We start from the raw sequence: 17,254 nt of genomic DNA, 5'->3' as shown, positions 1-17,254 counted from the left end.
GATAGAGGAGAGGTGCAGCGTAATGTTTCCAACATCTCAGACCAAGACACTGGCCATTCTGGTACGTGCAACCGAAGGCTCACCTCCCTTTACGGATGAACTTTTCTGCCGTCGTCTCAGTTTGGGGAGCATGAAATACGCCCTTCAGATTATTGTGATCCCGATATCAAATGATACAGTCCATCTCCCTCTTCAATGGGGATATGTCTATCATCAAGGGAAGTGGAATTCGGTACCTGTTCCTGCAGTCGATCTCATTATGGATCGTTGTCTTCGCCCTATCTCCAGGTACGTCAGACAACAGCTTAAGGAATGGATACCAACCAACGGCACAGATCAACACCGTTATTGGTCTGCTTCCCTTCCAGGAAAATGGGAGGTACATCGTGTGTTGTCCCGAAATCCTGAATTGAGGTCACAACTTGCTCCCACAACCCGGATCGGATCGCATATTCCTTGGGAAACATGGCTGGACCGTTGGCCCAAAGGACTGTTCTTCAAACCGGTATCCGGGACTCATGGCAAGAATACCTTTCGCCTGTCTCAGGGAGCGACTCCATCAACATGGGTCGTGGAGGGGCGTAACGAGGACAATGAAAACTTTTTTCTTACATTCAACCATACCCAGGCTGTATCTTCCTGGCTAGCATTACATCAGGCTGAGCGTAAGATGATCGTGCAGCCATATCTGGAGCTTAGCCATCATGGAAGAGCATTCGACATACGGGCTCTAATGCAAAAGAATGGGCAAGGTCGCTGGACGCTTACCGGATGTATGGTACGGGAAGGACCCGAAGGTTCACTCACGTCCAATCTTCACGGTGGGGGTAAAGCATATCCTGCCCACGCATATCTGCTCCAGCGATATGGAACGAACCGCACGGAAACTCTGCTGAAGAGCATCCGGCAGACTGCTACTCTTATCCCCACCCTGCTGGAAAGCCGTTTCGGCAGGTTAGCCGAATTGGGGCTTGATTTCGGAGCAGATGCAGAGGGCCAACTCTGGCTAATTGAAGTCAACTCCAAACCAGGCCGCACCTCATTTGCAGAAGCGGGCGACCGACGCATGCATACCCTGACTTATACCCGGCCGCTTGCCTATGCCCGTTATCTGTTGCAACAACATGTTCTCACGGACGTCTTTCGTCCAATGAAATTGCCGAATACATCCAGCAAAGCTGGCCTGAAACCCATCCCGATTCACGGCGGCTGAGGCCCGCAGCGCCCGCTTGCCATGGAGCCCAAGGATCTTTTCAGGATAGGAGGATAAATCATGAGTTTGACCTTTTGCAATCTGCATTTCACCAAGCAACCGGATAAAGTGGTTTATGTATCCAACGCTTTAATGAAGAGCCTCAACCTGTCCGGCAAAAAAACGGTGCACCTTCGCTTCGGGCGTGACCGGGTACCTGCAACGATCAAACCAATCAAAAAAGCAGGTAAACATCTGTATCTCGCTTCAGGTATCCGTAATATGATGAACGTTCCCAAACGGGGCAGTATTTATCTCCGGAATTTGCAAAATGATGAGGTCCAGTTAGGTCCACTGATCGGCGTACTCTCTGATGGGCCTGCGACGAGCACGAATCCATTCGGTTCCCGTACTGGTTTCATCAAACAGTTACTCCGTGAAGGCAGCCGTAAATCCTACATTTACGCATTTACTCCTCGGGATATCAATTGGCAGAACGAGACTGTATCGGGTTTTTTCCTGAATGATAACGGAAGCTTTACCCGCAGAACCGTACCTCTGCCCGATGTTGTCTACAACCGGTTACCAAGCCGTCGTTCAGACTTCTCACCAGCAATCAACCAGCTGCGGGAACGATTTGTTCGCCGAAAAATTCCGTTCTTCAACTGGAGCTTCTTCAACAAATCGGATATCTATACGTTGCTGGAGAACGAGCCGGCAGCAGGACGGTATATCCCTGAATCGATTACCAATCCTTCTGTTGAACAGATGAAGGAAATGTTGGAACGCCATCAGTTCGTCTACTATAAGCCTACTGCAGGAAGTCTGGGGAACGGGATCTACCGCCTGACTTATTCGCCCAAACGTGGATATTTCGCACGTTATCGCAAAAAAGGCGGTAATGCACTCCTGCGTTTTGGGTCCTTCAACAGTCTGATGCGCATGCTTCAGGGAAGACATGGTAAGCAGCTACGCGGATATGTAGTTCAGCAGGGAATACGCCTAATTGAGATTGATGAATGTCCAATTGATTTCCGTTTTCACATGCACAAAAATGGTAACAATCAATGGGTTGTTGTCGGAATTGGAGCCAAAAAGGCAGGACGTGGCAGCGTCACAACACACATCAAAAATGGCGGCTCCCTAATGACTCCTGAGCAGGCGCTCAGTCGCAACTTCGGCGATCGTGCGGGAGAAGTTCTTCAGCATGCCAAATCCGTCGCTATTACACTGGCCCAGGCGATTGAAACCCAGCACCAGCATCTGATTGGTGAGATTGGCTTTGATCTGGGCATTGATCAGGAGGAACATGTATGGATGTTCGAAGCGAACGCCAAACCCGGGCGCTCCATTTTCCGTCACCCTTCACTCCGGGTGGAGGGCAAATCGTCGGTGGAGCACATCTTGGAACACTGCCTGTATTTGAGCAAGTTCCGGAAGAAGGAAGAGATTTGATGACCCTTCATGATGATTTCAAACCTGTCATTGCTGTTTTGACCATGCATGATAAACAGCGTATGTTCAGGGGAAATCATCAAAATTTTCAGGATATCTTACAGACAGGCGAGAGCATGGGATACGTGGTGTACATTGTAACTGTACGGGATCTGAACGTGAGTGGCCCCACCGTGAAAGGATATACGTACAACAAGGGGAGTGGAAAGTGGGTTTCACAACCTTTCCCCCTTCCCCATGTTCTGTACAATCGTATTCCCAACCGGGAAGACGAAGGAAAACCTTCCGTGCAGCGTAAAATTGACGAATGCATGCAATCAGGAATCGAACTGTATAACCCATTCTTTTTCAACAAATGGGATCTGTTCGAATGGCTCAGGAAATCCAAATCGACTCAGCAACTGATCCCTTATACTCGGCGGATGCGAAGTGCTTCTTCTCTGGGTGCCGTTCTACGGGCGTATCCTTATCTGTACCTTAAGCCCGAGAGCGGCAAAGCTGGTAAAGGAATCATGATGCTTAAATTTCAGGAAAAAGAACGGCTTCCCTATCGTCTCAAAATACAAACCACACGTAGAAGCACGACCTATAAAGCATCTACACTTGCCAAGTTATGGGCACGAATTCGCAAAGAAACCGGACATACGCCCTATATCATGCAACAAGGCATTGAACTGGCATCCTCTCGTAAACGCCCCTTCGATTTGCGTGTTCTTGTACAAAAGAACACCAAGGGCCAATGGAGCGTAACCGGTGTAGGAGCGAGACTTGCTGGCTCCCGTAGCATTACAACTCATGTGCCGCGCGGCGGGAGCGTAGAAGACCCTGAGAAGCTGCTGACCGAGCTTTTTGGCGAAGAAATGTCAACAACCCTGATGAAACGTGTGAAATCCACTTCATTAATGATCGCAAGACAGGTAGAACGGGGATCAGGTTACACGCTCGGAGAAATGTCCATGGATCTGGGCATTGATGACCTGGGGGAACTCTGGTTCTTCGAAGCCAATGCAAAGCCCATGAAGTTTGATGAACCACAGATCAGACGGCGGTCATTGGAACGTATATTTCACTACAGCGCTTATCTTGCCCGTCAGTCCAAACGATGATAGACAGGAATACTGCAAAAAGAAGGTGATTGTTTGTGTCCTCACCTGTTCTGGGCATTATGACGTTGTACTTAAATGAACATCGCGCTCTTGAAGAACGAAGCGTTTATCGCAGAATGATTCTTGAAGGGCGCAAGCGGGGACTCGATATCTATGTATTCACACCAGCCGACGTACACCCCGGCGGCAAACAAATTGAAGCCATGGTTTTTCATGAAGGAAAAGGCTGGTCCAGGGAGTGGCGATCATTCCCGGACCTGATCTTTGATCGTTGCCGGATTCAGCGTAACCGAAGGTTCCAGCAATTGCTTGCTTTTCGTGAGAAATATGGGCATCTGCTCTTTCTGAACAGGCCACTGCGCAATAAATGGACCATCCACCAGACCCTTTTGCAAAAAGCCAACTTTCGTGAACACCTGCCGGAAACCGCTCTATTTCAGGATATGTCCGATGTAAACCGGATGCTTAAAGTTTCTTCTCTGGTCTATCTCAAACCCATTAATGGAACAGGCGGACGTGGTATTCTGCGCATTGAACGCAGCAGTAGCGAGGCTAATACAGTGCTTGTTCAAGGGCGGGATCAGAAGCGTCGTATCATCACTCCACGTAAAGTTCATTTATCACGACTTGGCGCGTTGCTCCAGCACTGGAACATGAAAGACAAGTATCTTGTACAAAAGGGCATTCAACTTCAGCTTCCGAATGGACGTGTGCATGATTATCGCATGCTCGTTCAGAAGAACGGAGAAGGACAATGGGAGCTTACTGGATGTGCTGGACGCATGGGTGCAGAAAAAAGCGTAACCTCCAATCTGCATGGCGGCGGTCAGGCAATAGCGATGGACCGACTCATGAAGCAATGGATCGAAGATGACGACCTCCGGGCAGAAATTAACACAACTGCAGAGAAATTCGGCATTGATGTTGCTTCGTTTCTGGAAGATACGTATGGGGACCTATGTGAGTTGGCACTGGATTTGGCGATTGACAGAAGCGGGCGTATCTACCTGCTTGAAGTTAACCCCAAACCTGCACGTGAAGTATTCGCTCGCATCGGGGAGCGGGATATCTATTATAAAGCCATCACTCAGCCGCTGGAGTATGCCTTATGGGTATATCGCAACAGACCTCCCGGAACGGCCAGAAAGCCAGCCAGTCCCAAGCCCGTTTCGCAAAAATCACCCAGAGTAAAAAGAAAAAATAAAGCCAAGTGAGTGAAGAAAAAGCAGGAGTCTATGTTCGCCAAGTGCGAGCATCTGCTCCTGCTTCACTGTTTTTATTTCTGTTCTTTCGACCATTGCAGCGTGTCGTGGTCAATCACAATATACCCTTTTTCCTCACCTTGCACATAAGATAATGCCAATCTCATCAGGTCAGGTTCCAGTAGGCATGTGGTTACACGTGTAACCTGGTCTGTATGATCCGCGGGGAGGCACAACGTCAGAATACCCACTTTACCCGAGAAATCAGTCTTGCCCTGGATGACCGATGTTTCCGACTTGGAACCATACACCTCAGATACCCAGCCGGGCTGCTCCGTCAACGCGAAGGCTCCCTTCCCGATGCCTGCCGTAACCCATTGCATCGTCAGCGTTATGGAAGATGCCTCATAGCTCATATCCGCCGTCATTTCTCCAGCTTCATTCATTCTCAACGCAATATCCGCTTGCGGATGCAGGTGAAAACGTTGCTCCAGAGTATGCTCTGCTTCTGCCTCCAGCCAATCCACAATTAGTAGTATAGGGATCTCCACCCCTGCCAGCATCCACCGACGATGTGTAACTGGATCTGGCAAATGTGTATATCCATCCTGTGAAGCATCAATGAAGTGATAGCTGTCATTGCTCTCCCAACGTAACGTTGTGGCCTGAGCCTCCGGTTCACCCCATTGCTGTGTGGAGAGATAAGGTGTCTGATCTAGACCATCCACCGTGACGGTATTGTGCGCCCGCGTACTTTTGAAATACCGACGCCATTTCCCTTCTTCATACGTATAACGTCCGGTGTCCGTGAAGAAAAGCTGGTTCTTCCACATCCACTCCACATTCAGCGCATCCGCATGTCCGTGTGCTCCGCCCATGGCAGCCGCATCAAAAAAAAGATATTGATACTTGTCCCTCATGACATAATATCCTGTCTGCGGAAAGGCTCGGCTCGACAACACCGGAGAAGAAGCAGCCTGTAGTCGGAGGCATCGCTCATATTTCTCCACACCCAGCAACCAGAGACACTCCGAGCTATCCGTTCCGCGAGCCATCAAATCATCATCGTCCAGGATCGCGCCAAGCAGGGTCAGTCGTTGTCGCCCATCGCCAACCCAATCCGAATCACCAATACCGGTAGACTGATGATCTGGTCGGATCAGCGCCTCAGTAAATGCGGCCATTTGGCGTAGACAGCGGGCATACCATGCCGAGAAAGGATGTCCTGAAATCTCACCCAACCGATAAGGGGTGCCAAACATTTCGATGCTGGCATTGTGGTAATGTGTTGTCAGTTCAACCTGTATTCCCTCTTCACCCAACTGATGCAGCAAACACAGCTCAAGACGTTCCATCGCCACTTGACGCCAGTATGGACTTCGCGGGTGCTGGTGGTAGAACGTAGCGATCATGAACAACCCTTGCATATGCATAATGGCATGATTGATTTCCGTGCTGCCGAGGTAACGGGTCAAAAACTCGGCGTGCTCGTCCAGACCTTGTCGAAACTCCGCCTGAAAGCCTTCGTCTATCAGTGAACTCGCTTCCATATATTTATATGCCGATATCCAGGACTGCACACGTAGTCCCGTCTCCAGCAGGCGCCACGGACCGGGTTTTTGAAAGAACACAGCCTCGTCGTAAACCAGATTTACAGGTACCGGGTTTTGCTGTCTCCAGCTACGGAAGTGGTCAATAAATGCTGTTACATATAGCGGATTGCCCTTCATCAGATACGCCTTGCCCAGATCGAGCATATGCCAGTGTCGATTGATGCCCCATGTGAACTCCAGATCATTGGTCGGGTTGTGAAGCCAGTCCACGGGTGTCCCCATCGGAATCCAGCGATTCAGATCGTTGGTATAAGGAACGATAAATTCATTCAGGATGGCACGATTGGCAATCGTGAGCGAATTTCGGGCTTCTTCCTGAAAATGTTTTTCATAATATTGGGCAGCCCGTTGCAGGTCCGTTGCCGAAAGGTAAAAATAGCTCATTGGGACGCCTCAAGGAAATCCTGACGGAACGGGGTAAACACATCCAGAATGACGGAGTCCTCCAGTGCCTTAACCCCATGCGGGACGTTAAAACCGGCATAAAAGCTGTCACCTGCTTTTAAGATGCGAGTTTCTTCACCGACCTGAACCTCAAAGCTGCCTTTGACGATATAACTGACCTGCTCGTGCGCATCATGGGAGTGAACTTCTCCAATACCACCTTTAGCAAAGGTAACCTCCACCATCATTAATGTACCGCCCATACCCAAGATCTTGCGGGAACTCGTTTCGTTCACGATATGTGCATCGATAGACGCATGATTAATAATCATTTTGCTTTTCCCCTTTCCTTGTGAATAAGCGACCGAAGTAGTTAAACCACGGCCGCTATGAACGTTTATTAGTCTTCTGTGGACAATTTACCCTGAAGTTTGGAAGAATCAAACGAAGGATCAGCAGTTATGTTGGTCAGCCCTGCCGCTTTGGTTTTCTCCAGAGCTGCTTTGTACCTTGTATCCAGATCCTTGATCACAGCATCGAGATCGCCACCCGTGAATACAAAGATTGAAAAAGCCTCACTCCATTTGGTGCCTTCCAGTGAACTCTCAGTTACCACACTTGGATTTGCCGGGAAAATGGCATCATAACGTTTGGGCAGGAAACCTTCAATGCCCGGAATGCTTGGTTTTTTGTCAGAGCTTAATACAGCAGGAATCAGTGAGATTCCGTATCCTTTTTCGTAATACTCACTCTGAAGATCTGTGCTGTACACATACTCCATAAACTTCCATGCCGCTTCCTTGTTGGCAGAATCTGCATTGATGCCGATGTAGGAGCCCCCGATGACTTGTGAAGCGCCCTTGATCGTTCCATCATTAGTTGGTACAGGAGCGGCTGCCCAATTTTCTTTTGTAGGAAACTGATCTTTATATACACCTGGTTCACCGGAGTGGTTAATGTACATTCCGATTTTGCCTTGAGCAAACTGGGCTCTGAGCGGATCGATGTCCAGACTTTCAACTCCTGGCAACATGCTGCCATCCTGATTCATCTGACGAAGCGCCATTGCGATATCCTTGTACATCCCAAAATCAAATTGGCCTGTCTTGTAGTTGTAACCATCAATACCAACATTATTGCTTGCACCTGCAATCGTATTGGCTGCTCTCCAGAAGCCGCTGCTGCTCTTGAATGGGCTGGCAAAGCCATAGATGCCTTCACTTTTACCAACTTCGGTAATTTTTTTGGCATCCGCAACCATCTCAGCCAACGTTTTTGGCGGACTCTCGATCCCTGCCTTTTTGAAAATATCTTTGTTATACACAAGCCGCCAGACCTGCCCTGTATTGGGGAGGGAATATATTTTTCCATCAATCGTGTTTTTATTTTCAATCAAGCTGTCTTTAAATACGGCCTTCATCTCATCACTCATGTATCCATCGATCGGGGCGAGATACCCCTTCTGATAATACGTCTGAAAATCATTAACTTGCAGCACATCGGGTGCCTGCTTGCTGGCAAAAGCAATATCGACCGCCTGTGGATAGTTGTCCCCCATCACGGTCATCTCCACTTCAATGTTGTCCTTGTTCGTCCGGTTGAACTCATCGATCTTGGATTTCATAAAATCAGCATCATGGCGGTCCGGTGTCCAATATATGATTTTGGTTTTCCCTCCGGCATTCTCCCCGCTGGTCCCCGATTCGCTATTTGCCGAAGTACCACTGTCAGCAGAACAACCTGCCAAACTTAGCGCCAGCAATGCACTTAGCGTAGTCACCATCCACTTTTTAACCATTGATATGCCCCCTTATGCTTGTCTGGACAACCTGTTTGAGTTATCCGTTAACGTAATGATAATCGCTACGCTTTCATGGAGGTGAGGGACATTCTAACTTTGCATGGTGGGAAAAATGACGATCCGTATCTGTTTTCAGTTCTCATACATTTGCCGGAAGCAGGTTGGCGTCATGCCGCAATATTTCTTGAACAAACCGCTGAAATAAGGCCTGTCCTCATAACCCAGCCTCTGGCAGATCTCTTGCACCTGTACACCTGCAACCAGCAACTCTTTTGCCTTTTCCATCCTCATCTTAGTAATATATTGAATCGGCGTTATGCCCGTTTCCTTTTTGAAGGCATTGGCAAAGTAACTCGGACTTAAATGTACGGATTGGGCACAGGCATGCAACGTCAGATTTTCTGCAAGATTCAAACTGATATATTCCTGCGCCTTGCTAATCGCCTGTTTGACATCGGTGAGTCGTTTTTTGTCCATAATCTCGCAACCCATACTGCTAAAATGTTTGATATATCCCCTCCAGCCCTCAAACGTCAAGGAACGCATCGCCTCAAGCACTGTCAGGTCGGCCTCCAGACGCAAGCGTTCCTCTGCTGTAATCTCATCACAAAAGGCACGGTAGATGGCAAAAGCAAGTCCAGACAGCAAACGAATCATCGTGAGTGGCTCGGGAAAACATTCGGAGACCTGCCATTCTTCGAGAATTTCATCAATGATGCGGTGACAGGTGCTCTCATTACCACATTTCAGTGCATAAAAGAGCTCTTTTTCCTTCTCCAGAGGATATATCGGAGCCACACAGGCCTGATTCTCCAGTTCAGCATACTGGAGGATGCAATTGCCTTCACTGTAAAAACGATAGGATATCGCCTGATCTGCATGTGCGTAGGACGTCCAAATTTCCTGTGGTCTGCGGGCAATCGTACCCACACCAATCGAGACTGTTTTTTTGCTGAATCGCTCCACATTTTGGCGGCATTGCTCCAGTAGCTCGGAGACGTCGATCTGGCTTGGTGTGTTCAATATGGCTGCAAGCCGGTATCGGTTTTCCCGTAAAACAACGCCCTTGGTATAACGGTTTATGGTTTCTCCCACAATATTTTGGACCGCAAAAGGAACGATTTCGGCATCCAGATGCATCGTGTATCCATATCGCGTATAACCATCCACCTCAATGACCATGACGAGAAGATTGGAGGAATCGAGATCAATCTGCAGCTCATTCCAGCGACTTTCATTCAGGAATCCCCCGATTTCATGACGCAACAAGCCCAGTAGATAGCTGTGACGCTCATACTGGCTACTGCTCTCCACCTTCTGCTCCAACTGTTCCAACTGCTTGCACTGTGCCTGCTCTTCCGTAATTACCTGTCTTACCTTCAACACCGCACCGAGTATTTCTTCAGGGGTAAACGGTTTGAGTAAATAATCGGATGCACCAAGCTTAATGGCCTCCTGTGCATATTGGAAATCCGAATAACCACTGATGAAAATAAATTTGGCTCGCAGTCCGGCATCCAATGCCCGCTTCATTAGCTCCAGCCCGCTCAGCTTGGGCATCCTGATATCACTAATCACGATGTCGGGTTGCTGCTCCAGCAACAAGGACCAACCGCGCTCTCCATTGCCCGCCGTGCCTACAATCCGAACCTGATGATCTTCCCACGGAATAGTTGAAGATATGCCCTTTACAACTGCCTGGATATCATCCATAACACACATCGTCAATTGGCCCATACTGCCCCTCCTCAGGTGATCGGAATCTTGATAACAACTGTTGTTCCCACATCTGTACTGCTATGAAACACAATCGAGGCCACATCCCCGTAGTGCAGGCTTAGTCTGCCATGGAGATTGGATAGGGCATAACCTTTGCGTCCCCCGTCAGGAACATCCTCAGCATAGATACTGGCTACATCCATCCCACATCCATTGTCAGCCACCTCCAGCCGTAGTGTGTCACCCTGACGATCAATGCGGATCAGGATAACGCCCAAATCTTCTTTGTCCTTGAATCCATGCAGGATGGAATTCTCCACCAAGGGCTGAAGCAATATTTTTAAAATATCAACAGCGTAACAAGAGGGGTCCCCCACCTCAATCCGATAAACGAACAGATCCTCGTAACATTTTTGCTGAAGCTGCATGTATTGTTCGACATGTTTGATCTCCTGCTCCACACTGGTGATGTCTTTCCCATCATTCAGTCCCAGACGGAATAATAAGGATAAGGAGACGATCATCTCACTTACATCCTTCTTCTCTCCGCTCTCACTTTTCCAGAACATCGTATTAAGGGTATTGTAGAGGAAATGAGGATCAACCTGCGCCTGAAGCGCCTTAACTTCAAACCGCCGTTTGTCTTGCTCCGTTGTCCGTACTTCTTCAAACAGAATCTGAATCTGGTCCAACATCCGATTGAAACGATGCCCTACAGCGCTGACTTCATCGTCATACTTGCTGCGAAACCGCACATCCAGGTCATTGGACTCCACCTCAACCATCAGGCGTCGCAGTTTGTTCAGTGGCTTCAGCAGAGCGGAGGCCACCAGGCTGGACAACCCGAGTGCAAGCAAAATGCAAAACAACATGATCAGGATAATCAGCCAGCGTATCTTTTGGAGGGGGGACAACAAGTCAGCCTTGGACTGTACACTTACCATGACCCAATCCTCGTTCATCGACAATGCCGAATAGTTAACAAGCATGTCCTCCCCCTGATCGTTCCTGTAGGTAAAATCCCCAGCATCGCCACGGCTAAACTGTTGGGTAAAGTCAGGCTCCATAATGAAATCGTAATTTCGGGACCTGGGCCGAATGACTTCATTTCCGTTTTTGTGCAACAAAAACAGTTGAATCTGGTTATTCATGAGATCCTGCGTCAGAATGTCTCGCATCGCCTCTTCCTTCATATTGACGACCATATATACATTCGAATAGGTATGATTATCGATCACAATAGGTTTGAGCAACAGAGATAACACATTTCCTTGGGATTGGAACAATTGACTCTGATGTGAACCAAACCACATCGTATTCCAGCCTTGCAGCTTCACGTAGCGTCCGTATTCCCTGTCGAATGAGTTATTGCGATTCGGAAAGTCTTTGGTCGAGAAAAAATCACCGATGGGTGTTGTCAGATATGCAGTATCAATCAGTGGCTCTACGAGCTTCAATTGAGCAAACGATGTTTGCAGCAGCGAGAGATTCTGATAATAATGAGATGTGTTATTTTTTCCCACGTCCTTCATGACCTGGGTGAACGTTTCATTGAGCATAAAAGAAAAAGAGGATACAACAATGTGCCTTAGATGTTCATCCATAACCTGCACTGATTTGTTCAGAATGCTTTGTTTCAGTTCAAGTGCATTCTGCTCAATGCTTCGTGCAGCAAAGAGATAAGAGCATATCCCGGTCACACTGATGCATAAGACAACGAGAAAAATGTACAGCAGCTGTATTCTTTTTTTCAGGGACATTTTATAAAAGTCGAATATCATCGGCGCTCACTCCTTGAACACGGCTTGGCCCGTCCGCTGTGAATTAAAATGAGTATAGCACAGTGGAATAACCCGTAAAACCGTTTCCATGATTGTGCTCACGCCTATCCTTTCACAGCTCCCAAGGTCACCTGCATGAATGATTTGTTGGCAAAAATATAAACGATGAGCAGCGGCAAAATGGACAGACAGGCTCCGGCCATCATCAGTTGGACCTCAGCCGCAGCTCCGATGCCATATCGCAGATTAGCCAGCCCAACCGGCAAAGTCTGCAAGTCCGGATTGCTCATGGTGAACACAAAAGGAAGAATATATTCATTCCATGAACTCTGAAATACACCCAGACCTGCAACGGCGAGTCCGGGGCGCAGGAGTGGAAGAATAATTCGCCAGTATGTGGTGAAAAAATTACAGCCATCAATCATCGCCGCTTCATCCAGTTCGCGCGGGATGCTCTTGAAGAAACCAATCAGAATAAAATATGTGGCAGCGTGTGCGCTGATCAGTATAATAATAACGCCCCACAACGTGGTATTCAGCCCCAGCTTGACCATGAGGTCAAATTGCGGACGCAGCACAACCGCGCCTATGGAAATAAACAGAGTAGATGCCATGAGCAGGGTGTACCCCTTTTTCCCTTTGAAATTCACTCGATCCACAGCGTAGGCTGACATCGAAGCTACCAGCAGTGTGCCAACTGTTGTACTGATGCTAACAAACACGCTGTTAATGGTAAAACCCGAAAAATTGGCGGTTTTCCAAGCCTGAGCATAGTTGGAGAACTGCCAAATCTTCGGCCAGATGGTAGCTCCTCCGGTCAATTCCTGGTTTGTTTTGAAGGAACCGAGCAATACAAGTATGATGGGGAACAGCGACAGCAGAGCGATTGCGATCAAAAACAACCAAAGTACCGTTCGTTTGGTCCAGCGAATGAGTTGGGGAGACCCTGAGGGCGCAAGCACGTTTTGAGTCATCATCGTTTCCTCCTGATAATTTTATACGTGTTCAAAAAGTCTGTTTTTCAGTACCGAGAAGATGGAATGAAGCTAGAAATGGAGTAGCAGAGCGTAGGGAAAACTACGTGAGCAACGGACATTTCGGCTGAATTTCATATTCGATGCTGATGATGCTGCTAAGCATGATTCGTAATCAAAAGCGGACTTTTTGAACAACCTTTTAATAGACATCGTTGAGCTTTTTGGATATCTGGAAGTAAATAAGCGTCACTGCCCCTACGATGAGAGCCGTTGTGAAACCGACTGCACTGCCATAACCGAGCTGCTGGAGTGATTGGGTGTCAGCCGACACGGGAAACAACAGTTTGAACAAATACAGATACATCACCTCTGTTTTGCCATACGGCCCCCCTTCGGTCAGCACCATAATACTCTCGTAACCTTTCAGCGCCGTGGTAATTGCCAGCATGATGATCATCTGCAAGACAGGACCCAGCAACGGAATCGTTACATTCCGCAGTTTCTGAAACTCACTCGCTCCATCCAGGGATGCCGCCTCATAAAGCTCTTCAGGAATGCTCTGAAGACCCGCAATGAACAACAACATATAGTTGCCCACAGCCCCCCAGATGGCGATGATGATGGTTGTTAGCATGGCATGTTCAGCCCCCAGCCAGCTAATAGGTTCGGAGATCACATGATACTTAAGCAGCAATTGGTTCAATATTCCGTTATAGGAGTTGAAAATAATAAAGAATACAATCGCCATGACCGAAGCGCTAAAAATAGTGGGAAGATAATAGATCGCCCTAAAGAGGGATCGCCCTCTCCATTTGCGATTCAGAATAATCGCCAAAGTTAACGACAGTGGAATCGTAACGACGAGTTTGCCCAGGGCATACACACCCGTGTTGCCTACTGAATCCCAGAATTGCCCGTCACGCAAAATGCGTCCAAAATTATCAAGCCCGATGAAGACAGGCGTCCCGATGCCTTGATAATCATAGAACATGTAACGCAGCGCCCATAACAGCGGATAGATCCCGAATACAACAGTTAAAAAAAGACTTGGAAAGATGAACATATAGGCATGTATTTTGGATGGTTTCACCAGAATCGGACCCCCTATAGCTTTTGAATGAAGTATAGAGGGAATATGGAGGAAAGCGGGATAGGGAAATCAACTTTCTGCAGGGGAGAATGTGACTGCATGACTAAACAAAAAAACCTGTATTCAACGAATTTCCGTTGAGTCTACAGGTTCATATCATGCGGTTCGTAATCTTAAATCTCATTAAACGTATACAGCGTAGAGGCTACTCTGCTTCATCATACAGACGCAGCAGTTCTGTAAAATCAGAGATGAGCACATCTGAGCCTGCAAGCTCCTCATCACGACCAAACCCGGCATAGGCACAGCCGATGACCGCCTGACCGTTCATTTTACCCGCTTCCACATCAGAAGAGCGATCCCCTACCATCCATGCGTCCTGAATACGATGTTTCTCAAGCAGGATCTGCACCAGATTAATTTTGGAAGGAGTCTTGTACTGGCCTGCACTGTATACCCCTTCAAAGAAAGGCATAATCTCGTGTGCAAACGCCACACCCTTCACATAGTCCTCCAGCCCATTACTTGCGACAAAAAGACGCACTCCTTGTTGTTTTAATGCTTGCAGCGTTTCTTTCACCCCAGGATACAATTGAGAACTTCCTTGATCAAGCCCCTCAATCTCCAGTTGAAGCAACAGTTCGTCTGCACGGCGATGTGCCGCTTCCGATGCCTCAGGCATAACCACTTTCCATATATCTTCGAGCAACATGCCCAAACTTCCCAGCATCCGTTCCTCGGGTGGAGTTTCTCCTTCAAAATGCCCTTCGGCACGCAATGTATCAAATAGTTGCTGGTAAGCTGGCAACAACAGGGTCTCTGTCTGGAACAGCGTACCATCCATGTCAAAAATCATCGCTTCCGGTTTGAGCAATACCTTCTCTTTATTCATGTCCAATGTTCCTTTCGGATTGGGATATTGTATATGTAATTGGAATCGTTCCCTTCCCATGATAAACATAACGTTTGAGCGTGTAAACCAACGATTGTAAAACATCATCAACCCCAACCTTATACAGCATCAACCAAACGTTATATTGCAGTTAAACAAACGTTATATTGCAGTTAAACAAACTATATACAAAAGAAGTTCCTTTACGTATAATACTAAAAATAGTTCTTTAGACACCTAATCTAAAGACCTACAATTATCACATTTCCGTTTTTTTCGACAACTACATATACCCCATAGAGAGGAATAACAAACATGAAAAAGCGAAAGACCTTTAAGATTTTTTATAAGATCGGATTAGGATATTTACTCGTACTGGCTGTACTGGCTGGTTGCATCCTGCTGATTCAGAACAGCACAAGTCAGCTCCAACGGGAACTGGATTTTCTGGTCGATCACGATATGAGGGTACACGCCCTCACTTATGAACTCGAAAGAAACATGGTAGATATGGAGACAGGTCAACGCGGTTACATCATCACCGGTCAGGACAATTATCTCGATCCCTACACCCAAGGAAAAGAGCAACTTATTACACTCAGAGATGAACTTGCTGCTCTAATTTCGGATAATCCGGCTCAACTTGCACTTTTGGAAGACATACATACTAATATGGAGAACTGGGTCCAGGTCGCTGGTGAACCTATGGTCGCCCTTCGCCAAGCCAATAATACACAGGCCATTCGAGATTTTTTCGCAGATGATCCAGGTAAAAGAGACATGGACCAGATTCGCACTGCTCTCGATACGTTTCGAACCAACGAGCATACGTTAACCGATAACCGTACAGAAGCACTGAAGCAAAAAAACACACTACTGAACCTGGAACTGTATGGGGCACTTATCGTTGTCGCCATTATCTCGTTCATCACTGCTTTGATCCTTTCCCGTGCCATTGTTAGAAATATTCGTACCGTAAAACAGGCATTAAATGACATTGGTTCTTCCAATGGTGACCTGACACTGAGAATCGCTACGCCAATGAAAGACGAAACTCGTGAACTCGCGGAGGCAGCCAATACAATGCTCACTGGTTTGCAGCAAATGATGCTGGACGTTCAGAGCAATGCCATGATTCTGAGCACAGCTTCGGATCGATTGGATAAAGGGGTTGCCGATAGCCATCTTGCAGGAAAAGAAGTTGCCACAGCCATGGAACGTGTCGCTGAAGGCGCTGATGAACAGGTTGCTCTTACGCAAACCATGGTAGCTGCGATGCAGCAATCCCTCAACGGGCTTAATCGTGTCGCCTCCTCGGCAAGTGACGTGGCAGGCCGTGCAGTTCGTACCGAATCCATTGCCGTGGATGGGCAACAGCGCATTGATAATGCTGTGGGTAAAATGAGTTCCATTGAGCAATCCTTCCTCTCTGTACAGGAAGCCATTAATGAAATTTCGAAGATGTCTGATCAAGTGATCAACATTGCAGATTCAATGTCAGGTATTGCGAGACAAACCAATCTGCTTGCACTTAACGCCGGAATTGAAGCTGCCCGCGCTGGGGAAAATGGACGTGGCTTCGCTGTCGTTGCCGCGGAAATCCGTAATCTCGCAGACCAAAGTGCAACATCAGCCAAAGAGATTACAAGTATATTGGAAACCGTGGTAGCAGGTGTTCAAAGTACGGTGCAGGTGGTTGATGAGAGCACGCTACATGTGAATGAAGGGTTGCGGACCATTGAGGATGCAGGTAATGCTTTTTCAACCATTACTCAGCATATTCATAACCTCAGTGGTGAAGTTCTGGAGGTATCTGCTGTTGTCGAGGAGTTAACTTCCGGTAGTGAGGCTGTAATGAAGTCCATTAATGAAGTATCGGCTGTTGTGGAAGATACTGCATCAGCTACAGAAGAAGTATCTGCGATGACGGAGGAACAACTTGCTTCTCTGCAGGAAATGTCTGACACGTCCAAGCAGTTGAATGAAATGTCCGATGCACTTGATCAGCTGGTTAAGCAATTCAAGCTGGCTTGAACTGAATC

Annotated in this window: 13 protein-coding genes; 5 read left to right on the top strand and 8 right to left on the bottom strand. The window is 47.6% G+C overall.

Annotated features, from left to right (window positions below; genetic code table 11):
- The first annotated feature begins 22 nt into the window (after positions 1–22).
- Genes MKY95_RS10495 through MKY95_RS10480 form a run of 4 tightly spaced genes read left to right on the top strand, consistent with a single transcriptional unit; the run spans position 23 to position 4,967 of the window.
- A complete protein-coding gene (locus MKY95_RS10495) occupies positions 23–1,213 on the top strand; it encodes a YheC/YheD family protein (protein ID WP_076318367.1) in 1,191 nt (396 codons plus the stop codon).
- Positions 1,214–1,273: 60 nt separating this feature from the next.
- Positions 1,274–2,647 (top strand): YheC/YheD family protein, encoded by a 1,374-nt coding sequence (locus tag MKY95_RS10490; RefSeq protein ID WP_036609869.1) that lies wholly within the window; start codon positions 1,274–1,276, stop codon positions 2,645–2,647.
- Entirely contained in the window at positions 2,647–3,753 is a 1,107-nt protein-coding gene (locus tag MKY95_RS10485) for a YheC/YheD family protein (protein ID WP_036669946.1), read from the top strand. Before MKY95_RS10490 ends, MKY95_RS10485 begins: the two co-directional genes overlap by 1 nt.
- Before the next feature lie 35 nt (positions 3,754–3,788).
- Positions 3,789–4,967 carry a YheC/YheD family protein gene (locus MKY95_RS10480; RefSeq protein ID WP_143781026.1) on the top strand — a complete coding sequence of 393 codons (1,179 nt, stop codon included), beginning with the start codon at positions 3,789–3,791 and terminating at the stop codon, positions 4,965–4,967.
- 62 nt (positions 4,968–5,029) lie between these two features.
- Here MKY95_RS10480 and MKY95_RS10475 read toward each other — a convergent pair whose 3' ends face one another.
- The 8 genes from MKY95_RS10475 to MKY95_RS10440 all read right to left on the bottom strand — a co-directional run bounded on the left by MKY95_RS10475 (position 5,030) and on the right by MKY95_RS10440 (position 15,212).
- Complete coding sequence (locus MKY95_RS10475; protein WP_076318366.1) at positions 5,030–6,952, bottom strand: alginate lyase family protein; 1,923 nt, start codon at positions 6,950–6,952, stop codon at positions 5,030–5,032.
- Positions 6,949–7,284: a cupin domain-containing protein gene (locus MKY95_RS10470; protein WP_036669940.1), complete on the bottom strand. Its 336-nt coding sequence runs from the start codon at positions 7,282–7,284 to the stop codon at positions 6,949–6,951. Before MKY95_RS10470 ends, MKY95_RS10475 begins: the two co-directional genes overlap by 4 nt.
- Positions 7,285–7,352: 68 nt before the next feature.
- Complete coding sequence (locus MKY95_RS10465; RefSeq protein WP_076318365.1) at positions 7,353–8,750, bottom strand: sugar ABC transporter substrate-binding protein; 1,398 nt, start codon at positions 8,748–8,750, stop codon at positions 7,353–7,355.
- Between the two features lie 135 nt (positions 8,751–8,885).
- Positions 8,886–10,490, bottom strand: coding sequence for a helix-turn-helix domain-containing protein (locus MKY95_RS10460; protein WP_076318364.1), 1,605 nt, complete (start codon positions 10,488–10,490; stop codon positions 8,886–8,888).
- An 11-nt stretch (positions 10,491–10,501) separates the two neighbouring features.
- Entirely contained in the window at positions 10,502–12,253 is a 1,752-nt protein-coding gene (locus MKY95_RS10455) for a sensor histidine kinase (protein WP_339198674.1), read from the bottom strand.
- 104 nt (positions 12,254–12,357) lie between these two features.
- Positions 12,358–13,227: a carbohydrate ABC transporter permease gene (locus MKY95_RS10450; RefSeq protein WP_051447142.1), complete on the bottom strand. Its 870-nt coding sequence runs from the start codon at positions 13,225–13,227 to the stop codon at positions 12,358–12,360.
- 202 nt (positions 13,228–13,429) lie between these two features.
- On the bottom strand, positions 13,430–14,320 hold the full coding sequence (locus MKY95_RS10445; protein WP_076318362.1) for a sugar ABC transporter permease: 891 nt from the start codon (positions 14,318–14,320) through the stop codon (positions 13,430–13,432).
- A 205-nt stretch (positions 14,321–14,525) separates the two neighbouring features.
- Positions 14,526–15,212 carry an HAD hydrolase-like protein gene (locus MKY95_RS10440; RefSeq protein WP_047844222.1) on the bottom strand — a complete coding sequence of 229 codons (687 nt, stop codon included), beginning with the start codon at positions 15,210–15,212 and terminating at the stop codon, positions 14,526–14,528.
- Positions 15,213–15,527: 315 nt separating this feature from the next.
- Here MKY95_RS10440 and MKY95_RS10435 point away from each other — a divergent pair, with 315 nt between their 5' ends.
- Positions 15,528–17,246: a methyl-accepting chemotaxis protein gene (locus tag MKY95_RS10435; RefSeq protein WP_076318361.1), complete on the top strand. Its 1,719-nt coding sequence runs from the start codon at positions 15,528–15,530 to the stop codon at positions 17,244–17,246.
- Positions 17,247–17,254: the final 8 nt, after the last annotated feature.

Origin of the sequence: Paenibacillus sp. FSL P4-0176, from assembly GCF_037975265.1 — a bacterium.
In the GTDB taxonomy this organism is placed as follows: Bacteria; Bacillota; Bacilli; order Paenibacillales; family Paenibacillaceae; genus Paenibacillus; species Paenibacillus amylolyticus.
The sequence above is the reverse complement of the archived record's forward strand: the minus strand, read 5'-3'. Positions and strand labels throughout refer to the sequence as shown.